15 protein-coding genes are annotated in these 20,652 nt (G+C 42.6%); 9 read left to right on the top strand and 6 right to left on the bottom strand.

All coding sequences use genetic code 11. The features are described 5' to 3' along the window. Positions 1–654 precede the first annotated feature (654 nt). From NPE20_RS00440 to NPE20_RS00455, 4 genes are all read left to right on the top strand, one after another. A complete protein-coding gene (locus tag NPE20_RS00440) occupies positions 655–1,572 on the top strand; it encodes an NADP-dependent oxidoreductase (protein WP_256536616.1) in 918 nt (305 codons plus the stop codon). Between the two features lie 964 nt (positions 1,573–2,536). Continuing rightward, positions 2,537–2,857, top strand: a complete 321-nt coding sequence (locus NPE20_RS00445) for an ArsR/SmtB family transcription factor (protein WP_256536617.1) — start codon at positions 2,537–2,539, stop codon at positions 2,855–2,857. Beyond that, complete coding sequence (locus NPE20_RS00450) at positions 2,854–3,354, top strand: SRPBCC family protein (protein WP_256536618.1); 501 nt, start codon at positions 2,854–2,856, stop codon at positions 3,352–3,354. The genes NPE20_RS00445 and NPE20_RS00450 overlap by 4 nt, the downstream gene beginning before the upstream one ends. 80 nt (positions 3,355–3,434) lie before the next feature. Next, positions 3,435–3,869 carry a VOC family protein gene (locus tag NPE20_RS00455; RefSeq protein WP_256536619.1) on the top strand — a complete coding sequence of 145 codons (435 nt, stop codon included), beginning with the start codon at positions 3,435–3,437 and terminating at the stop codon, positions 3,867–3,869. Positions 3,870–4,070: 201 nt separating this feature from the next. On the opposite strand, the gene NPE20_RS00460 is transcribed toward NPE20_RS00455, so the two are convergent. From NPE20_RS00460 to NPE20_RS00470, 3 genes are all read right to left on the bottom strand, one after another. Further along, a complete protein-coding gene (locus NPE20_RS00460) occupies positions 4,071–4,895 on the bottom strand; it encodes a phytanoyl-CoA dioxygenase family protein (protein ID WP_256536620.1) in 825 nt (274 codons plus the stop codon). Positions 4,896–5,008: 113 nt separating this feature from the next. Then, positions 5,009–5,839, bottom strand: a complete 831-nt coding sequence (locus NPE20_RS00465; protein ID WP_256536621.1) for a sugar phosphate isomerase/epimerase family protein — start codon at positions 5,837–5,839, stop codon at positions 5,009–5,011. Continuing rightward, positions 5,829–6,725 (bottom strand): AraC family transcriptional regulator, encoded by an 897-nt coding sequence (locus NPE20_RS00470; RefSeq protein WP_256536622.1) that lies wholly within the window; start codon positions 6,723–6,725, stop codon positions 5,829–5,831. The genes NPE20_RS00465 and NPE20_RS00470 overlap by 11 nt, the downstream gene beginning before the upstream one ends. 634 nt (positions 6,726–7,359) lie before the next feature. Between NPE20_RS00470 and NPE20_RS00475 the strand changes: the two genes are divergently transcribed. Genes NPE20_RS00475 through NPE20_RS00490 form a run of 4 tightly spaced genes read left to right on the top strand, consistent with a single transcriptional unit; the run spans position 7,360 to position 16,506 of the window. Beyond that, positions 7,360–10,503 (top strand): SusC/RagA family TonB-linked outer membrane protein, encoded by a 3,144-nt coding sequence (locus NPE20_RS00475; protein ID WP_256536623.1) that lies wholly within the window; start codon positions 7,360–7,362, stop codon positions 10,501–10,503. Between the two features lie 10 nt (positions 10,504–10,513). Next, the gene (locus NPE20_RS00480) at positions 10,514–12,139 is read left to right on the top strand and encodes a RagB/SusD family nutrient uptake outer membrane protein (RefSeq protein ID WP_256536624.1); all 1,626 of its coding nucleotides are present in this window, start codon (positions 10,514–10,516) and stop codon (positions 12,137–12,139) included. 57 nt (positions 12,140–12,196) lie between these two features. Beyond that, the gene (locus tag NPE20_RS00485) at positions 12,197–14,314 is read left to right on the top strand and encodes a hypothetical protein (protein WP_256536625.1); all 2,118 of its coding nucleotides are present in this window, start codon (positions 12,197–12,199) and stop codon (positions 14,312–14,314) included. Between the two features lie 47 nt (positions 14,315–14,361). Further along, positions 14,362–16,506, top strand: coding sequence for a glycoside hydrolase family 31 protein (locus tag NPE20_RS00490; RefSeq protein ID WP_256536626.1), 2,145 nt, complete (start codon positions 14,362–14,364; stop codon positions 16,504–16,506). 140 nt (positions 16,507–16,646) lie between these two features. Here NPE20_RS00490 and NPE20_RS00495 read toward each other — a convergent pair whose 3' ends face one another. Continuing rightward, positions 16,647–17,144, bottom strand: a complete 498-nt coding sequence (locus tag NPE20_RS00495) for a hypothetical protein (RefSeq protein ID WP_256536627.1) — start codon at positions 17,142–17,144, stop codon at positions 16,647–16,649. A gap of 518 nt (positions 17,145–17,662) precedes the next feature. Further along, on the bottom strand, positions 17,663–17,842 hold the full coding sequence (locus NPE20_RS00500; protein ID WP_256536628.1) for a hypothetical protein: 180 nt from the start codon (positions 17,840–17,842) through the stop codon (positions 17,663–17,665). A 301-nt stretch (positions 17,843–18,143) separates the two neighbouring features. On the opposite strand from NPE20_RS00500, the gene NPE20_RS00505 reads away from it, so the two are divergent. Beyond that, positions 18,144–19,373: an MFS transporter gene (locus tag NPE20_RS00505; RefSeq protein ID WP_256536629.1), complete on the top strand. Its 1,230-nt coding sequence runs from the start codon at positions 18,144–18,146 to the stop codon at positions 19,371–19,373. Between the two features lie 100 nt (positions 19,374–19,473). Here the strand turns inward: NPE20_RS00505 and NPE20_RS00510 are convergent, their stop codons facing one another. Next, a complete protein-coding gene (locus NPE20_RS00510) occupies positions 19,474–20,652 on the bottom strand; it encodes a PepSY-associated TM helix domain-containing protein (protein WP_256536630.1) in 1,179 nt (392 codons plus the stop codon).

The following is a 20,652-nucleotide window of genomic DNA, read 5'->3' on the forward strand; positions in this document are numbered from 1 at the left end:
ACTTGTTTAAACAACTTTATTATCAGTGGTTCAAATTAAAAATTTAGTATCCATCAGGAGCAGTTAAATAATATGGCAGAATATTTTGAAATATCTTTGATAGCACAAAAATTTATAACCCCGCAAAACAGAAGTTAATGGATGCAACTATTGCCTCACTGTTCATAGTTATACCGCTAAGCATATGGCCAAGCTTGAGGCCGATGAAATCATTCTCGCTCGTAGGGCCATGCAACCGACCCGAAGCGTGATGCGGCCGTTCAGTTTGCGCGAAAAGTGATCGAGACCCGTGGCAAAGTCAGTGATGCCGATTTTGCGGCAGTACGGAATGCCGGTTATACAGATGCAAACATAATAGAGATTGTTGGCCTGGTGGCGATGTACTCTCTGACGAATTTTATCAATAACGTGTCCGATCCCGAAAGGGACTTTCCGCCGGTAGCGCCAGCTGGCTCGATCTGACCGTCTCACCTTTAATCTCCGGGATGCCTGGAGATTAAATATACAAGTTCACCGGCGCCCCGATGTATCGGGAATGTTTTCTGGACGTTTATTTATAAAGATTAACTCAAAAAAAAACATGAAAACAGCAGTATATAGCAACACCACTTCACTAAGCAGGTGTTTGCTGATTAACAAAAAAGGAGGTGTATTATGAAAGCAATTGTTGTAACAGATCAGGATGCCGGATTAGCGGGGATGAAATTGGTTGAGTTGCCCGAGCCGGTGGCAGCGATAAATGATGTCATCGTTCAGGTTTATGCGGCCAGTATTACCGGAGATGAGCTATTGTGGCCGTCGACCTGGACCGATCGCGCTGATCATGACCGGACACCGTCGATCCCCGGTCACGAACTGGCGGGAGTTGTAACAGCGCTTGGTTATGGTACAACAGGCTTGTCGGTAGGGCAACGGGTGTTCGGCCTTCAAGATTGGTATCGAAACGGCTCCCTGGCAGAGTATGTGGCCATTGAAGCGCGAAATTTGGCGCCATTGCCGGACGAAGTTGACTTCAATGATGGCAGTGCACTCGTGATGCCCGGCTTAACTGCATGGCAGGCACTTTTCGATCACGGCCAACTTCAGGCGGGGCAAAGGGTTCTCGTGCATGGTGCCGCTGGTATCGTTGGATCGATGGCCGTCCAGTTCGCGCGTGAGGCCGGCGCGTATGTAATCGGCACCGGGCGCGCTGCTCACCGTGAAGTTGCGCTCAATTTCGGTGCAAATGAGTTCGTTGATCTCGATACTGATGCCTTAGAAAATATTGGCCAGGTCGATCTGGTTTTTGATGTTCTTGGTGGCGACATCGCGAAGCGTTCCCTGGGTGTAATTCGCGCCGGAGGAAAGTTTGTATCTATTACTGGTTGGAATGAAGAACAGGTCAACGGCGTTTTAAATATTGATTTCGTCGTAGAAGCGGACCGCTCTCAGCTGAATGAGATCGTGCAACGGTTCCGTGACGGACGTTTGAAAACGAACACCGGCAACATCGTATCGCTTGACAACGCGATTGCCACATACAACTCTACCGATCGGGTCAAGGGTAAAACAATTGTCCGCGTCCGTTCATAAAGATTAGGGGAGGTCGGAAGGTTCCGGCCTCCTCATAATATGTTTAATAACCTTATTCTCTACAATAAACGGGATGAAAATATCTTGCGGTCATAAAAGAAAGTGATAATGATTACAAATTCGGGAATCCGGGAGATATTAAATGCTAACGGGACTTGTGATAAAATTGAAAGCAATCTATCCGAATTTTAGTGTCGGTATCAGCTCTACTACAAATGATAAGCCTGAAGTACCCTTTAATGTAAAATCTGATATGCTTTATAAAATCCGTTTTTGTCCCGGTCAGGCAAAATCGATATCGGACTGTTCAATATTAAGTTTCACCAATCTTTCCCAGAAGCCGATAATTTCTGGGAAGACAGGAGGTTATGAGACTTATTTTACAAAAAAGCTTATTAATTGGAGATTCCGCTCAAACTGACCACCTGATTCCGATTTAAAGTGACCACCCGTTCCGGGTTCAAACCGACCAGGGTCTTTCGGATCAGACTGACCACCTCTTTTTTGTAGTTATGCTTTAGATACTGGCTATCCTGTTTAAATGCCAAATACAGTTGCCGTATGAACAAGTTGACCGGGAGCCTCATAATGTATGGGAAGTCGCTCTGGAATGCCTCTATTAAAGCGATGTACGATCATAGCCAGAAGGACATACCTGGTATCACCCAAGTTGATTAAGCTTCAAAAAAATAAAGATGTTATAGCTTGAGCGACGGCAGTATAAGTGACGGAATAGGGTGTAACATATCTCCGAAACACCCAGATATCGCCGGCATCTTAGAGAAACAGGATACTATAGCGAGTATCCGTGATTTGTTCCATGCATCCAAACTCGTTGCGCGTTCACAAAGCGCTGGCGGGCGATTCCCACCGTTATCTTGAAAAAAAGAAGCAAATAAATTTGCGCAACTCAAAAGTTGCACATATATTTGCAACCTGAGGGTTGCATATTTAACTATCAAAAATGAAACAAGATATATTCCAAGCCATAGCTGACCCAACACGCAGGGCTATTTTAACTTTAGTTGCTATTCAGGCATTAACACCAAATGCCATGGCAGAAAAATTTGATATGAGCCGCCAGGCAGTATCAAAACATATTAAAATATTACAGGAATGCGAATTAATTAAACCTGAGCACAGCGGCAGGGAAATTTATTATCACTTTAATGCAAAGAAAATGCAGGAATTTGACAACTGGGTAGCCCAATTCAGGCAAAACTGGGAAAAGCAATTTAATCAGCTTGACGAATTATTATCAACAATTAAAAACCAGAAAAAATGAACAACGATTTGCTATTTGATTTTAACGTTGACAAGGCAGCGAAAACCGTATTTATAACTAGGGAATTTAATGCCGGACAAGCTTTGGTATGGGATGCCTTTACCAAACAAGAACTACTAGACCAATGGGGGGCACCTGCACCTATGCGCGCCAAAACCAAGTATATGGATTTTAAAGTTGGAGGACGGCGGTTTTACGCGATGATAAGCCCCGATGGACAGGAGCGCTGGGCGGTGCAGGAATTTACTTCTATTACCCCGAAAACCAATTTTAAGATGTACAACGCGTTTGCAGATAAAGACGAAAACCGTGAACTGCCGGGTTCTGAATGGGATTACAATTTTAGTGAACAAAATGGCATCACAAAAGTACGTATTACCATTTTTAATGAGTCGTTTGAACGAATGGAAAAATTACTCGAAGGCTTCAGAATAGGGTTTACGCTAACATTAAAAAACCTGGAAGATCTGTTGACAACTTTATCGCAGAGAAAATAAGCAGAAAATTGTCAATCAAATTAACAACTGGAATGCTGAAGAGCGAAGAAATTAACTAGAAACAATTTAAAATAAAAATTATGAGAACAATCAATCCCTGGATCAACTTCAATGGCAACGCCGAAGAAGCATTCACTTTTTACAAATCAGTTTTCGGCGGAGATTTTACAAAGGTCGTTCGTTTTAAGGAACTGTCGAGCGCTGAATTTCCGGTGGCAGAAAATGAGGCAAACAAAATTATGCACATTGCTTTGCCTATTGGCAAACATAATGTGTTAATGGCCAATGACGTTCCCGAGTTTATGGGACGGGTAAACGAAAACGAAAACAGGTCTAAAATATCCGTTAGTGCAGAAAGCCGTGAAGAAGCTGACAAAATATTTAACGGATTATCAGCGGGCGGAGATATTGAGGGACCGATTGGTGACAGCCCCTGGGGTTCGTACGCCGGAATGTTCAGAGACAAATATGGTATTGAATGGATTGTGGAATTTGAGCCAAATTATTACGGATAAATTAAAGCCTATGTCGGTGGTATTACTGCACGATAAAGAAGAAAGCCTCATTAAAATCTGAGGCTTTCTTCTGCGTACGCTAAAGGACTAATCAAACCATGAAGATTTAAGGAGAATTGTAAATTTAATAAGATCGATTAACGCTTCTGCGCAGATTACATCTTTAAATATTATATCAGCAAATTAATATTGTTCAAATTTTTAAAAAGTCTTCTGCGTATAAATTAATGGGTTTTGTTCATTATTATCCAGGACATCGCCCAGTCTAATTTCTTTCAGGTATTGCTGAGGTAAAATGTTTTCTGTGCCATTATAAATGTTACCGTCGGGCATGTAGGCGCAAGTCATTGCACGGCGCGACGCGGGCGTCATGTTGGCATTAGCACCGTGTATTGTTAAACCGTTATGAAACGAACAACTTCCTGCTTTCATTGGGGCCGCTATTGCGGAACGTAAGCGCATCGATGGATAAATATTAAATACTGCGTCCATATTTTTGCCAATACCCGGGTTTTCAAATCCGGTTTCCAAATGCGATCCGGGTATAAAAAAGAGGCACCCGTTTTCGAGCGTAGCATCGTCGAGGGCAACCCATATCGAAAGCGCATTTCTGTCGGTAAATGACCAGAAGGGCGTGTCCAGGTGCCAGGAAGTTGGATTGGCCCACGGTCTTTTAAACAAGGCTTGGTCATGCCAGATCCTTATTCCATCAACCCGGGCCAATGTTGCAGCCATACGGCCAATTCTTTCATCCAGCATAATATCTTTTACTTTTTGATTGGTTTGCCAGAGATTGATCATTTGGTCGAATACCTTACTATGGTATTCGGCATCCTCGTTTATGCCGTCATTATCCGCAATGCTAATATCTTTGCCCGGCATTTTTTGACCGTTGCGTTCCGCAATGGCTTCGGTTGTCGCTTCTTTCCAAATCTCCAATTCGTCTGATGTGAGAAAGTTATCGATCACAATAAATCCATTTGTTTGATAAAAATTAATTTGCTCCTTGCTAATATGTGTATTCATTTGCTGGATATAATGGTTGGTTTTAGCAAACCTAAATAATAGCAACCTTTTTGCACTTTACCAAAACTGACATTTATTGGTGTTTTTTGATAAAAAAGTTAAACCCGACGCCATCAAACGCGTTCCGGTAGGAACGCATATCTTTCTTTTAACAGGTTTTTAATATAACAATTAATTTCAAACTGGTCTGCTACGGGGGAGTTAGTGAATGGAATGGTTGGCATGTAGGGTGGCGGACCAAACTCAGTAGTGAAAGTCAAATGAGCATGTCCAAACTTTAGGTTTAACGCGACAATTCTGTCCCACCAATTGAGAAAAATATTCAATGCATAAGACCATTCCGGAGCTCTTGGATCAGGTACCTGCGGGCCATTTTCATAGCCAATCCGTGCGTGGACATGTCTGGTACGCCGAATTGCCTGTTCTACAACTGGTTCATAGTTTTCAAGCATGCTTTCTGTTACACATGTCCAATGGGAAAGGTCTGCCGTGATCATATATTGTTCACGCCTTTGAAAAAGCTCATTTGCGATCTGGGGGGCAAAACCCAATCGCCCGCGATGAGTTTCATGCACGACTGGTATGCCGGTTTTTTCCGAGAAATCTAGCGCTATATCGATCAACTCGAGTTGTTGTTCCAGAGTGAACCAATCACGGCCAGTATGCGAATTGATAAGTACAGGGCCAGGTTGTGCACATTCGCGAAGATTTTTTAAAAAAGAAGCTTTGAACTCCTTGAATGTGCTGCCTTGCGTTCGGTATTGATGAACAACAAGGGTCATTCCGGAATACTGTACATAATCAAATAACTTTTTTTTGTCATTGTAATTTTCGGGGATCCAGGTGTCGAAACCGTCATATCCGGCATCCTTTACCCGATCGAGGAATAAATGAATTGGTAAATGTTCATAACCCCATAGCGAACTTAAAATCTTAATTTGCACTCGAAACAGATGATTGATCCTCGCGAAAGTTTCTCGGTGATAAGCCCGTTTTCTTTTTGAAAACCCTTGAAAAGTAAAATATGGAATCAAAACCTGTCTGATCGGCAATCTCATTGACAGACAAATTTGTTGTTATCATCATTTCTTTTGCTTTGTCTAAACGAAGATTGAGATGATATTGATTTGGCGATATGCCACATTTACTTTTAAATAATTTTCGAAATTTTGAATAGCCCATAGGGAGTTCTCTTACGAATTCTTCCATGTTTACCGGGCGGTCAATTGTTTCCTGTAACATGAATTTGGCCTTTGACATGAGTCTGGACTCGCTCGTAATAGACAATGAACGATATTTTGATGCGGCATTGATAATTCCCAGCATTTGCAAGGTAATACCGGTAGCTATTTGCTGATAGCCAGGTTCGACTGACGACACTGTCTTAATGAGCAGATGAAACAATGATAACAAATCTTCATTGAGCCCTACTTCAACAAAAGGGTTGTCGGGGTTGAGAATTCCGCTGTTTACTAAGCCTGTTGGGAAATTTCCATTAAATCCAACCCAATATTCCTCCCAACCGCTCCGGGCGTTAGGTTTGTAACGATGCCAGATACCAGGAAATAAAAAGAAACATGTGCCTGCTTTTATTGTGGCGGATTCGGTTCGGGCGGTTTCAAGTACACCTTCGCCACGACTGATAAAGACAATGTAGTATCCATTCAATATGCGTCCTTTATCCCATGTTAGTATATGATCCACCGGATGGGCGCGGTTATTTGGATAATCCTTGTTCGGGCTCACAGAAGCCGACCCAATGGTATTAATATAAAAATCCCATTTTCTGTCCTGGTCATTCACATTCAAATATTTTCGGTAATTAATCATTGTTAACCAGATGAAGATCAATTGTATTTAGTTATTAAATACAAATTAATAATAAGTTTGGAAAATAGAGTAATTGTTCAAATCTAAGCCCCCAAGAAATTTTAGATATTATTTGATATTTGTTATGTTAAGATGGATTTTTTTTAATTTTTTACTAAAAAAATCGATATTATATTTTAAGTATAATAATTATTTGCGCTTTTTTCATAGAATTTAAATATCAGAAAGTGCAAAATAATCATGCATAATGTCAAGTCACAAATCGTTTTCTTGATTTTATCCATATGTTCTCTTGGTATATGAAATCCTTTAATCAGAACAATTTTTTCACTTTTCCAATAGTGGCAAGATATTCTGCTTCTTTCGGTTTAATTAATTCTTAACCAGCCTATACAAATCAACTATCCCTAATCTTCCGGGCTTTTAAAAATATATCAAAAAGGTCAAATAATCGCCACTTTCGTATAAACGCTACAACCCCCCTGTGTTATACTTTTGAATTCTAAAGCGCTGTAGCGGCGTAAACCAAATTGCCCAGAACTGAATAACGGTTGTCTTAGCTCGCGGTTAAATGGACCTGCCAAAGATTTCCTAGTTCCGAACGGGCTTTACAAACCAATTAAATTCTTAAAGTATGGACAAAAAATTTTTACACAAATGTACCCGGGGTGCCACAATGGTCTTGCTTTCGGGCGGAACACTGTTTGGGGTGGTCACAGCTGCCCCTGCAACAGCACCGGTTAGTCTTCACAAGACCGGGAGAAAACCTGATGCCAACTATTTGGTAGCCTTTAAAAAGATTAATTTTTTAACAGAAGTCCGGGGTAATGTCACCGACGAAAAAGGACAGAGCATGCCTGGTGTGACTGTAAAAGTAAAAGGCACTAACCTGGCCACTTCTACTGATGCAGATGGAAACTATACACTGCAGGTGCCGGAGAAAGCGACAACGCTGGTTTTTTCTTTCATTGGCTACCAGGCCAAAGAAGTCACCATTGGCGCCAGCCGCATTATTAACATAGCGCTTACGGCCAGCCCCGGCAGCCTTAATGAAGTTGTGGTTATAGGGTATGGTACACAAAAGAAAGCAACGCTGACAGGATCGGTTGCCGTAGTTAAAGGTGCCGAAATTGTAAAGAGCCCTTCTATAAACGTGGCTAATTCGCTGGCGGGACGCTTGCCCGGCGTGATTATAAACAACCGTACAGGGGCACCTGGTCAGGACGACCCCAGCATAAGTATCAGGGGACGGAGCACAACAGGAAATTCCAGTGCGTTGGTTATAGTAGACGGAGTTGAACGGAGCGGGTTAGGCCAGATCAATCCAAACGATATTGAAAGTATCACGGTACTAAAAGATGCTTCGGCAGCCATTTATGGCGCACGGGCAGCAAACGGAGTGATACTTGTGACTACCAAACGCGGCAGCCTAAATACTGCTCCAGAGATAAATTTTTCTTATAATCAGGGCTTTTCCGGACCAACACGTAACCCTATAATGGCAGACTCCTATACCTTCTTTAATGTTTATAACGAAATTGAGCAAGGTGAAGGCCGGCCGGCAAGATATACTGCTGATGATCTGAAAAAATTCAAAAATAACGCGGATGACGACCATCGGAGCTTTGACTGGTACAAGTTTATTACAAAAGACTTCGCTCCGCAGCACAGAACAGATATCTCCGTTGCGGGGGGAACAAACGGGACCACATACCGTATATCAGTGGGAGAGGTGAGCCAGGACGGACAGTATAAATCTGGAACGACGAAATATCACCAGTATAACTTGCGGTCCAACATAGATGTCAAAGTAACTGACAATTTTAAAATTGGAATGAATATCGCGGCAAGGTTTGATAACAATCATTCACCCTGGCGCAGTTTCAATGAAATAAATAGCCATATCTATCTTTATCAGCCAAATTGGGTTCCGTTTTGGCCGGGTACTGATTATATAACCCCAAACCGCGCGAACGACAATGTGATCAATTTCGTCAGTGACGGCAATGGCTATCAGAGTAATAAAGTAACAACATTGCAAACATCATTAACAGCTCAATGGGATCTGCCGTGGATTAAGGGATTGTCAGCGAATGGCACTATAAGTTACGACCCCAATTTCACATCTTATAAAACGTGGCAACTACCTACCTACGTATATTACAAAGACAATGATGGTGGGTATTCAAAAGCACGGTCAGGGTTTGGGGCGGACAAGCCCGACTTGCTGGACCGTGCAACTTTTGGATCACTACTATACGCTACAGGGCGTCTTAATTATGCAAAAAAGATCGGCAATCATAACCTTACAGCTATGATCGGATTCGAGCAACAGGATACGAGAAGCAATTTTATCGCTGCTTACCGAAGCGATTTTGCTTCCACGTCTTTGCCGGAGATTTTCGCCGGGAGCAGTGATAAGAGCAAGCAGGGAAATGACGGCTCCGAGTCGCATACTGCCAGACAAAATTATTTCAGTCGCTTCACCTATGATTATGCCGGAAAATACTTAGCGGAATTCACTTTCCGTCGTGATGGCTCCCCAAATTTCCGTGTTGATAAACGCTGGGGAAATTTTCCGGGAGGATCGGTCGGCTGGAGAATGTCGGAAGAGAAATTTATGAAGAAAATGACTTTTATTGACGACTTTAAGGTACGTGCCTCCTATGGGGTTATGGGTAATGACTTAGTAAATTCTTTTCAATACCTGCAAACCTATGGATATGGCAATAATTATGTTATCGGAAATAATGACGTTACCGGGCTTGTTCAAACAGGCGTTCCCAATCCAAATATTACCTGGGAGAAAGCTAAAACCGCCAACATTGGCTTGGATGCATCTTTCTGGAGAGGTAAATTAGGTGTAACATTCGACGTTTTCAAAACGAGGAGATCAGATATTTTGACAAAGCGGTCTGCTGTTATACCCGGGTACACGGGTCTTATCCTTCCTGATGAAAATGTGGGTATTGTGGATAACAAAGGCTTTGAACTTGTGCTCTCTCACACTAACAATGACCATGATTTCAAATACAATTTTTCCGGGAACATCGCTTTTGCCCGAAATAAGGTTATATTTAGTGACGAACAGCCCGCCGCAGAGTCATACCAGTTAGCTACCGGTAGGCCAATTGGTGCCGGCTTATACTACAATGCCATCGGGATTTTTAATGATCAGGCGGCGGTTGATGCTTATCCTCATTATCTAAATGCCAGGCCAGGGGACATCAAATATGAAGATGTCAATAAAGATGGCAAGATTGACTCTCGGGATCAGGTTCGTATCAATCAAACCAATGTCCCCGAAATCACCTTCGGATTTAACGCAAACTTTAGCTATAAGTCGTTCGATCTCTCCTTCTTATTACAGGGACAGGCAAATGCAAAACAATATTTCGGGGGATATTTTCCTGTAATGAGTTACTCGCTCGGTAATTTTTTACAATGGCGTGCTGATGGCCGCTGGACCCCTCAAAATACAAATGCGACCATGCCACGGGCATCTTATGACCTGTTCAATAATAACACCAACAATTCTACACAATGGTTATTAGATGCCGGGTTTCTAAAACTTAGGAATGTTGAGTTGGGATACAACCTTCCGCAAGCGCTGATCAGCAAAATCAAAATGAAAAAAGCAAGGATCTTCGCCAGTGGCAGTAACCTGCTGATTATTTACGACCATATGAAAAAATTAGGATTTGATCCCGAAACATCTAATTACTGGTACTATCCGCCTCAAAGGGTTATCAACTTTGGTGTAAACGTTACTTTTTAAAATTAAAAACATGAAAAAGATATATTATTTATTATTGCTTCTGATGGTAAATGCATCGTGCAATAAACTGGAATTGAAGCCATTAGATAAGCTCTCCGAAACAGATACATGGAGTGATACGAATCTGATCAGATTATATGTTAATTCTACCTATAACGTGCTGCAACATGGCTTTCAGCAAGATTTGCTGGCAGCTGCATGTGACGAGGGATTCAATATCCACGGATACGGCAATCTTCAGGTAGTTCAGCGGGGAGAACTGACTGCCGATAACGTGAGCAACTTATCTGCAAAGATTAATTATTTTAATTTTTCTTACACCAATATTCGTAACATCAATATTTTCTTTTCGAAGATTGATGGGGCACCGGGCGATGCTGCGTTTAAAAATGGCGTAAAGGGCGAAATGCGTTTTTTAAGGGCATACTTATATGCTAACCTTGTTTGGCGATACGGAAGCGTACCGCTTATTCAAAATGTTTTTGACCTGCACGACAATTTCAACGTGAAGATGTCATCCTATGATGACTGTGTGAAATTTATCGTGGAGGAACTTGATAATGCCGCTCAGGCATTGCCGGCAGATCAGCCGGAGGCTACAAAAGGTGAGGCATCGGCAAACGCTTGCAAGGCGCTAAAAGCAAGGGTGCTCCTCTATGCCGCCAGTTTGCAAAACAATCCATCGCATGACAACACGAAGTGGCAGGCGGCAGCGGACGCTGCCGCGGCGTTGTTAAATTCCGGCTATCAGCTCAATTCAGACTATCAAAGCACTTTTACTACAGAGAACAAAGAAATTATTTTTGCGCGCTATTTTTCTCAGGCTAACAACACTAATTTTAACCTGGAACAGGGCAGAAATGGTTCTGACGGCTGGGGTTCTCAGAACCCGAGTCAAAACCTTGTGAATGCCTATGAGATGGCGGCCACAGGTCTTCAGCCTTATACCCGGCTAGCTGACGGCAGCTTAGTATTAAACCCTTCATCAGGGTATGATTCTGCTAATCCATACACCGGGCGTGATCCCAGGTTCGACGCTTCTATTATTCATGATGGCAGCGTGTGGGCAGGACGTGTTACAGAGTCATTTCACGGTGGAAAGGATTCGCCGGAAACTAATTCGGGATTCAATGCATCGTTAACATCTTATTATTATAAAAAGTTCCTGATTGAAAACATTCCGCCATCCGGTTCGACAGTTAAGCCAACAAATCCCTGGATATTTTTTAGATACGCTGAGATTTTGTTAAATTATGCGGAAGCTAAATTTGAATTGGGTGATGAGGCCACTGCAAGACAGTATTTAAATTTAGTGCGGAACCGTCCTAGTGTTCATATGCCGGTGGTAAATGACGCTGATGACAAACTCCGCACAAGGATCCAAAATGAGCGCCGCATTGAACTGGCTTTCGAGGGACATCGGTTTTTCGACGTTCGCCGCTGGAAAATCGCAGAAGATACTGAAAATCAACCAATATCGGGGATGGACATTCAGAAAGCGCCCAATGGTTCAAAAACTTATACGATTAGTAAGGTGATTGATCGTAAGTTCCTGACGCAACAATACTTAATGCCGTTCCCGCGCGCCGAAGTGGACAAGAGCCAGGGCTCGCTCGTGCAAAACAAAGGTTATTAATCTGTTTGTAAAGATGCGGAAACAAAGGAATCCGCATCTTTACTAAAATACTTTTATATGAGGACAAAGTTTTTTTTTGGCGCTATATTTATATGCTTTCTGGTTATTAAAGCGTTCGGACAGGAACAAAAACCTGGCACAATTGACCGTAAGTCACTAGTCCGGCGCCACAATCTCCGGCTTACCAATGTCAGTGAAGCCGGCCCGACACAGGTTGGGAATGGTAATTTTGCCTACGGGTTTGATATTACCGGGATGCAAACCTTTAATGACCAATTTACAACGATGTCACAATGGAGTTGGCACAGTACTCAACCGCCAAAAGGCATGAAGCCCGCGGACTTTAAACAAACACTTGTTGACACACATGGCCGGATGGTTGGGTATGACCTGCCTGATTCCAATCAGGCTGAATTGACTCAGTGGCTCTCCAGCAACCCACACCGGTTTAACCTGGGAAGAATTGGGCTGATATTAAAAAAAGAGGATGGTAGCACAGCGCTGCCGGATGACCTGCAAAATCCGGTTCAATATTTAGATCTATGGACCGGTATTGCTGAAAGTAATTTCACTGTGGAAGGGCAAAAAGTAAAGGTTACCACCATTTGTGATCCGGCTAAAGATGTTTTAAGTTTTAAAATTGAATCTGATTTAATACCCGAAGGCAGGTTGGGGGTCTTTCTGAACTTTCCCTATGCAAGTTTAAAATACTTTAGTAATGGGTCAGATTATAAGAAGCCTCTGTTACATAAAACCAGCATCACGTTAAAAAACACAAACTCGGTAGTATTTGACCGGCACATGGATAGCACCACTTATCAGGTAGCCTGTAGGTGGTCGGGGAGCGGAAGTATGAAAAAGCAAAGCGAGCATAGCTATTCATTTTATCCGGGGAGAAAAAACAGGAGCATAGAATATGTCTTTGTTTTTTCTCCTTCTAAAATTGGCTATAGCTTACCATCGTTTGCCGAAAGCAAAGCCAAAAGCGTTAACCACTGGCCGGCATTCTGGAAAAGCGGCGCAGCCATAGATCTGTCTCAAAGTAAAGATCCGCGCTGGTTTGAACTGGAACGGCGGATCATACTCTCTGAATATGTGATGGCCATCAATGCGGCAGGAAACTTTCCGCCGCAGGAGACCGGCCTGGTCAATAACAGTTGGTATGGCCGTTTTCATTATGAAATGTACTGGTGGCACGCAGCTCATTATGCATTGTGGGATCGGTGGCCGTTGCTGAATAACAGTCTTCATGTATATTCGGATAACCTAACCTCATCCATAAAGCGGGCAAAATTGCAGGGATACGTCGGGGTCAGATGGCCCAAATGCACCGGCCCCGACGGCAGGGAATGGCCGGACAAGACGCATGCCTGGTTGATATGGCAACAGCCACACCCCATCTTTTTTGCTGAACTTGATTATCGCGCACATCCAACTTTGCCAACGTTAAAAAAATGGAATAAGATCGTTGAAAAAACGGCGGATTTTTTAACCTCTTATGCCTTCTGGGATACGGCCCGCAAACAATATATTTTAGGTCCGCCTATAAAAACAGTCCCGGAGAACAATGAGCCGTTAACAACACAAAACCCGGCCTTTGAGCTGGCTTACTGGCGGTACGGCTTGCAAACCGCACAGCAATGGAGAAAGAAGTTGAAACTGCCGCCAAAGCCGGAATGGGAAAAAGTGCTTAAAAATTTAGCACCGATACCTGTAAAGGACAGCCTTTATGAGCAATGGGAAGGTATTGATAACATGTGGACAAAATTCAATTTTGAGCATCCGGCCATGGCGGGAATATTTGGAGTACTGCCCGGTAATGGTGTAGACAAGCACATCATGGAAAAAACATATCAAAAGATCCAGGCTGTGTGGAAGTATGATACTGGCTGGGGGTGGGACTTTCCAATGGTTGCCATGTCTGCTGCCAGGCTTGGGCACCCGGAACAGGCTGTTGACATGCTTTTACACCCTTCAAAAAAATTCGGATTTGACGAGCATGGCTTTGTTGGAGGAGGGAACCCATTCCCCTACATCCCCTCAAACGGTGGCTTGTTATATGCGATAGCATTTATGACTGCGGGCTGGGATGGTGATAAAAACATTCATGAACCCGGGTGGCCGAAAGATGGCTCCTGGGTGGTTAAATGGGAGGGCTTTAAAAAAGCTCCCTGATAATATATAGCTAGTGATTCCCGAATTTTTAATATTTACATTTTTATATGAAAAAACATACGATTAGTGCGTTTGCTCTGTTCCTGATTTTGCAGACTCTCTTTATCAAAACAATTGCGCAGGTTACCAACCTGGCAGCCGGCATACAAAAAATATCCGCAGGTTACCCCGATAAGTTTACACCATACACCTTTTGTGAGGAGTTGCCAATGAAGACAGCACTTGCCGGTCTATCAGTTGGAAAATTACCTTTTAAACTGGCTGATATCAAAATAAGTACAAACGAGCGGGGAGTAGTAGTAGAGATCCCGCTGGATAATAGCGAGCAGCTTTATGGCTTTGGGTTGCAACTGGGGTCTTTTAACCAGCGGGGGTTAAAAATAAAACCAATTGTTAATGATAACCCGTTAAACGATGTTGGTTATACGCATGGCCCCACCACATTTTATGTATCTAATAAAGGCTACGGGATATTAATAAATACGGCGCGCTATACTACCTTTTATTGTGGCACCACGGCTAAACTAAACGACAGGAACAGTGCACCTACAGAAATAAAAGGAGGCACTTCGGTTGATGAGTTATACAAAACCAGTAACAAAGAATTGGGCAATGTAACGGTAGATATCCCAGGTGCTAAAGGAATAGAAGTTTTTGTTTTTGAGGGGCCTGATCTTAAAAACGTTATACAGCGGTATAATTTATTTTCGGGCGGTGGTGCACTGCCTGCTATTTGGGGTTTAGGGATCAAGTATCGTGTAAAAGCCGATTTCAATCAGCAGCAGGTTATTAAAATGGCTGAATATTTTCGTAACAATCATATCCCGTGTGATGTTTTGGGTATAGAGCCTAAATGGCAAACCGCGGCTTATTCCTGCTCGTATGTTTGGGCAAAAGATTTTTTCCCCGATCCCGATGCCTTTATTGCTAGCGTGAAGGATAAGGGTTTTCAGGTAAACTTATGGGAACATGCTTTTGTATCACCTAAATCCCCGCTTTATGAACCCTTGAAAACCAAGTCGGGTAATTACCTGGTATGGGGAGGACTAGTTCCCGATTTCGTCGACAGTTCGGCAAGAGGGATTTTCGCTAACTACCATGACCAAACCTTTGTAAAACAGGGCATCTCAGGGTTTAAAATGGATGAATGCGATAATTCCAATATCGCTTTCGGAAGCAACTCATGGAGTTTTCCTGAGCTTAGCGAGTTTCCATCTGGTATTGACGGCGAACAAATGCATCAGCTTTTTGGCTTACTCTATCAAAAAACCGTATATAACATTTATAAGCGTGCAAACAAGCGTACTTACCTTGATGTGCGGGCCTCAAATGCGTTCGCATCTTCATATCCTGCTGCTTTGTATAGCGACACCTATGATCATGACCAATATATTAAAATGATACTGAATTCCGGCTTTTCGGGCATGATATGGTCCCCGGAGGTGAGGGAGTCCAATTCGATAAAAGATTTTATGCGACGCAGTCAAACTGCAGTGCTGTCTGCACAAACACTATTTAACTCCTGGTACCTGCAGAACCCACCCTGGCTTCAGATCAATATAAAAAAGAACAATGCCGGCCAGCTGATGGATAATGCAAAGCAAACTGAGGCCGATATCCGGAAATTGTTCGAGTTTAGAATGAGCCTGATACCCTATTTGTATAACGCTTTTGCTGACTACCATTTTAAAGGCATACCGCCGTTCCGTGCTTTGGTAATGGATTATCCGGATGATAAGAATACCTTTAATTTATCAGACGAATATATGATAGGCAGCGGTATACTGGCTGCGCCATTAACGGAAAAAATGGATGAAAGAAAAGTTTACCTCCCGGCAGGCACATGGTACGACTTTAATACTAACCAAAAGTACGAAGGTGGCAGATCTTATATAATAAAAACAGGGCTTACCCAGTTGCCCATTTTTATAAAGGACGGTACTATATTGCCATTGGCAAGACCAGTTGAACATGTTGCGGCAGACACAAAATTTGAGATTACCTGTTTCGTGTATGGCGATCATAAAACGGTAGGGTCACTATTTGAAGACGATGGAGTGACTTTTAACTATGAAAAAGGAAATCATAATTCTGTTAACTTATCATGGGATAAAAATAAAGGGACGATAAAACGCCATGGGCCTTTTAAAAGCACCATGTATAACATAGTAAAATGGCAAATTATCAAATAATGGAGATTTTAATTATTTTTTGAAGATCAATTGGCGGATAAATCACTTTATTGCTTAACTGGTGCCCAAAAGCGATGTTTTTTGCACTAAACAAAATGGATAAAGATTGATTTACCGCCGAAATTTTTGCCTATGCAAATTTAGTTGTTTTGACAAGCTATTACTAATGTATTTATTGATCTCAAAGCAACCTCAAACAGGATTTCAGCATTCATGCCGTCTAAGGCGGCGCCACGGGTAATTTTAATCAGATCATCCGGAATTAACGGATTGCGCGCTTTATTGACTTCAACCAGCCTTTCGAATTTTGTTATCTGATCCACAGTTTCTGTCAGCTTTTCACCGACAGCTTTCGCTTTAGAAAAAAGGTCTTCTGCCTCTCTGGATATATCTGCTGACTCAGCAGCCATGGCAGAGATCTCCATTGCAGACAGGGAGAGCAATTCCGCATCGTAGGCGATTGCATTTATCTGTGGTTCAATAGCTTGTATGGCGAGGTGTGAATCTGACTTGAAATCAGCTGTGTTAAGCATGCTGCAAATATTACCTACGTCACTTGCTAATTTTACTATCCTGTTGGTGCTGACCTGTATGTTAGCAGCAGATGCAGCCGCGGCGGTGTTTATACTTTCGTTCATTGGATTTTGGTTCAGGCATACAATATAAAGGTTTTAATATTTATCTTAGATCGAAGCCAGTAGATTGATCAGACCAGATAGATCACCCTCCTCATCCAGCCGCACCATTTGGATCAATTGATCCTGTTTGTCTGCAGGAATGATTTCTGCGCTCAGCCGTCGGAATTTTTGGATCGTGTGTTCCTAACTGGATGGTCGGGTAAAAAAGCCATGATAATCTTCCTGTTGGCGGCTCAGTAACTGGCCTGAACACCTGGTAACAACCGCCCACAATGCTGTATCTGATCTCTGTTTGTTGCATTGGTGACTAAACGAAGACATTAACAAGCTGGGAGCTACTTATCAGCATACCTAAATCCATTCGGTGCGGGTGCCCGAAAGCGTAGTTGAAAATGATGGTGAACATTTGCAGGATGGTTCCGAATTGTAAAGCAAAATAACCGCAAGTTCGAACGTAGATAGTAGCAGTATAAGAAGGTATGATACCACAATTATGGTGAACAAATACAGCGTTATGGCTAAAACAGTGGCACAAGTGTTAAATACGATGTGATAGCGAATGGCACTTTTTCCATTATATGATAAGCTAAAAAATAAACCGTATAGCATGCCTGGAACAGAGAAGATTTTAGCAGGCGATTATACTGGGCAAGGTCTTTAATCCCTACTGTTTTAGCACTTTTGATCACTTGGGTCATTTTAACTCCGTTTGACTTTATTGGTAATTACGCCCCTTTTTTGGCCTGTTTTGGTATTATTTTTTTTTCAGCGCTTGTTATGGTGGCAGCCGGTCGGCTCTAATAGCAAGCTTAACATCCGCCATCTGCGCGTTTCACCGTTATCCACCCATAGGCAGTATCTTTTTAGATACAGCTTTTTTACCTCCCCAAACAGCATTTATAAATATAAGATTGTTGCTGCTTTGTAAAAATGCTACACATTGTAAAACCAAACCGCCCGGTCGGTTAACTTTGTCCACTACTGAATGAGAAAACTACCATGACCACACAGAACGGGTTGCTTGCAGATACGGAACCCAATACACAGCAAATTAACGATAGCAACCGTAAACGGGCAACTATACTGGCATTTGCGTTGATACCGTTATCGGGTTTGGCTACGGATATTTATATCCCGTCGTTCCCAAGCATGGCCAATGCTTTTAATACTAATTCGGCAGGGATACAATATACTATTATATGCTTTTTATTGAGCTATGGGATTTCGCAGCTGTTTGTTGGTTCCATTGTAGATAGTTTTGGCCGGTACCGTATAAATCTTGCCGCATTACTGGTGTTAGCTTTAAGCAATGTGGTCATAATCCTTACTTCCGATATCCATCTTGTTTATTTGATGCGGGTACTGCAGGGTACTGCAACAGCCTTTATTATTGTAGGGAAACGGGCCTTTTTTGTTGATGTATACACCGGCGAAAAACAGCGACATTACACTAGTATGTTATCTATAGTTTGGGCAACAGCGCCCATACTGGCGCCTTTTTTTGGCGGATATATTCAAAAAAGCTTTGGCTGGCAATATAATTTTGTTGTTTTAGGTGTATATGGCCTGGTTATGTTTTTGTTAGAGTTTTTCTATAGTGGCGAATCGCTAAAGGTAAAGCAGCCATTTCATTTACGATCTATATTTAAAGTTTACCGGAAGCTTGTTTTGTCGGTAGATTTTAGTTTGGGCATAGTGATACTGGGCATCTGTTTCGCTATGGTTTTGATATTTACTATGTCGGCGCCATTTATCGTGGAGCACAAGTTTCATCTGTCGTCTGTTATCACCGGATATTGCGCATTGCTTTCGGGCCTGTCGTTATTTATTGGAGGTATCATAGGTAAAACCATGAAGTCAGGTACGTTATTTAAAAGGTTGATACTGGCAAACCTAATCCAATTGGTACTGATAGTGCTGATGTATAATTTTGCTGCCGACAAAGCCGGTTTATTATTACTCCTGTTTTTTGTAGTGCCCATTAATATTATTGGCGGTTGTGTGTATAATATATTCTTTACTTATTGTTTAACACGTTTCCCACTAAACGCGGGGGTTGCAAGCGGTTTAACCAGCGGTGGCGCATACCTGGTGACCTCTGTTGTTATATCAGGCCTGTTGAGTGTTATTACCATTACAGATCAGTTATCACTTGCATTGGGCTACACGGTGTTAGGTTTAGCTATAACAGGTGTTTTGCTGTTGGTGCGAAAGAAATTGGCGTACTAATAACAATTGGGCGGCACCTGCAGTGAGGGAAGGCTTTAACGAAGTTCTTTTCAAATCTGCCTTTTACGTTTAAATAATTGAAAGCAGAGATGTGACTTTCCTACACGGTTTGATTTTTTATCAGGGTAGGGAGGGCTTGGCTTCTTTTTGCCCTCTTGCTTCTTCTGTTATACCAGATGAAAAAGCCGGTAACGGGCATAGCCGCACAAATGAGCGCGATAAAGAAAGCGAGCAGCTTGGTGGGGATACCGGCATAAGCGCCTGTATGCAAATCATAGTTCATACTTCTGAATTTCTCGCCTCCCTTTACATCCTGGTCTCCATACTTCATCAGTAGTTTACCATTGTTACGGTCAAAATAATACCATTGGAACAAGTGCGTGCGGTTTTTGGCCAGGCGTACCTGAACATCCAGCGGATCGGTATACTTTTCCCTGAAGCGGATCGAGAATACATCAGCCTGGGGATGGATGTGCAAAAGAAGAGTGATCACGCTATCAGTAGCTACAGGCTCGTAAGTTTTATTCGGTGTCGACAAAGGTATGGCCCGTTTTTCGGCTTTTCCTCCATAGGCTACGTATTGAACAGATTTGTCGGCCCAGTCGAAAGCGAAGACAAGACCGGTAATACAGATAAGCAAGGCTGGTATAAGAATATAAAAACCCGATATGTTATGCAGGTCATAGTTCAGTCGTTTTGGGCCAACATCACGCTTCAATACCAGAGCCTTTTTAAAGGCCTTTGCTTTCCATTTTCTGGGAAACCAAAGAATAAGGCCGCTCAGCAATAATACAAAGAAACATAGGGCAGAAGTTCCTGTCACTATGCCGCCTACAGTGTCGCCCAATAGGAGGTTCCGGTGCAGGCTTAGCACCAGCTGAAAGAACTCGTTGCGCGTGTCTTCCACGTATACCACTTTTCCCTTATAGGGATCTACATATACTCTGTAATAATATTTGTTGTAGTTCCAGTAGCCTATGCCTTTTTTGTTGGTTAGTGATGCCCGGAATATCCAGGTGCGTCCTTTAGCTGGATAGATCTCACAACGGGAGATCTTAATTTTTGGTCCAAGAGCTTTCTGTGCCTCATCGCGGAGCATGCTAAAATTCTTGAATTGAGAGCTCGCGCCTGATTCGACATAGAACCGGTCATGATAAAAGTACTCCTTCAGCTCATCCGAGAAAACATTGATGCAACCCGTCAGACTGACGATCAAAACCACCAAGCCTGTAGTAAGACCCAGCCATTTATGCAGCCAGAAAAATATCTTCCTGGCCAT

Source organism: Mucilaginibacter aquariorum (genome assembly GCF_024498135.1).
GTDB classification, from domain to species: domain Bacteria; phylum Bacteroidota; class Bacteroidia; order Sphingobacteriales; family Sphingobacteriaceae; genus Mucilaginibacter; species Mucilaginibacter aquariorum.

What these genes read in the sequence shown, in the direction of transcription:
- NPE20_RS00490 (WP_256536626.1), top strand. Translation starts at nt 14,362, where the DNA reads ATGAAAAAACATACGATTAGTGCGTTTGCTCTGTTCCTGATTTTGCAG.
- NPE20_RS00460 (WP_256536620.1), bottom strand. Translation starts at nt 4,895, where the DNA reads ATGAATACACATATTAGCAAGGAGCAAATTAATTTTTATCAAACAAAT.
- NPE20_RS00485 (WP_256536625.1), top strand. Translation starts at nt 12,197, where the DNA reads ATGAGGACAAAGTTTTTTTTTGGCGCTATATTTATATGCTTTCTGGTT.
- NPE20_RS00480 (WP_256536624.1), top strand. Translation starts at nt 10,514, where the DNA reads ATGAAAAAGATATATTATTTATTATTGCTTCTGATGGTAAATGCATCG.
- NPE20_RS00510 (WP_256536630.1), bottom strand. Translation starts at nt 20,652, where the DNA reads ATGGCCAGGAAGATATTTTTCTGGCTGCATAAATGGCTGGGTCTTACT.
- NPE20_RS00470 (WP_256536622.1), bottom strand. Translation starts at nt 6,725, where the DNA reads ATGATTAATTACCGAAAATATTTGAATGTGAATGACCAGGACAGAAAA.
- NPE20_RS00505 (WP_256536629.1), top strand. Translation starts at nt 18,144, where the DNA reads ATGACCACACAGAACGGGTTGCTTGCAGATACGGAACCCAATACACAG.
- NPE20_RS00455 (WP_256536619.1), top strand. Translation starts at nt 3,435, where the DNA reads ATGAGAACAATCAATCCCTGGATCAACTTCAATGGCAACGCCGAAGAA.
- NPE20_RS00475 (WP_256536623.1), top strand. Translation starts at nt 7,360, where the DNA reads ATGGACAAAAAATTTTTACACAAATGTACCCGGGGTGCCACAATGGTC.
- NPE20_RS00495 (WP_256536627.1), bottom strand. Translation starts at nt 17,144, where the DNA reads ATGAACGAAAGTATAAACACCGCCGCGGCTGCATCTGCTGCTAACATA.
- NPE20_RS00450 (WP_256536618.1), top strand. Translation starts at nt 2,854, where the DNA reads ATGAACAACGATTTGCTATTTGATTTTAACGTTGACAAGGCAGCGAAA.
- NPE20_RS00445 (WP_256536617.1), top strand. Translation starts at nt 2,537, where the DNA reads ATGAAACAAGATATATTCCAAGCCATAGCTGACCCAACACGCAGGGCT.
- NPE20_RS00440 (WP_256536616.1), top strand. Translation starts at nt 655, where the DNA reads ATGAAAGCAATTGTTGTAACAGATCAGGATGCCGGATTAGCGGGGATG.
- NPE20_RS00500 (WP_256536628.1), bottom strand. Translation starts at nt 17,842, where the DNA reads ATGACCCAAGTGATCAAAAGTGCTAAAACAGTAGGGATTAAAGACCTT.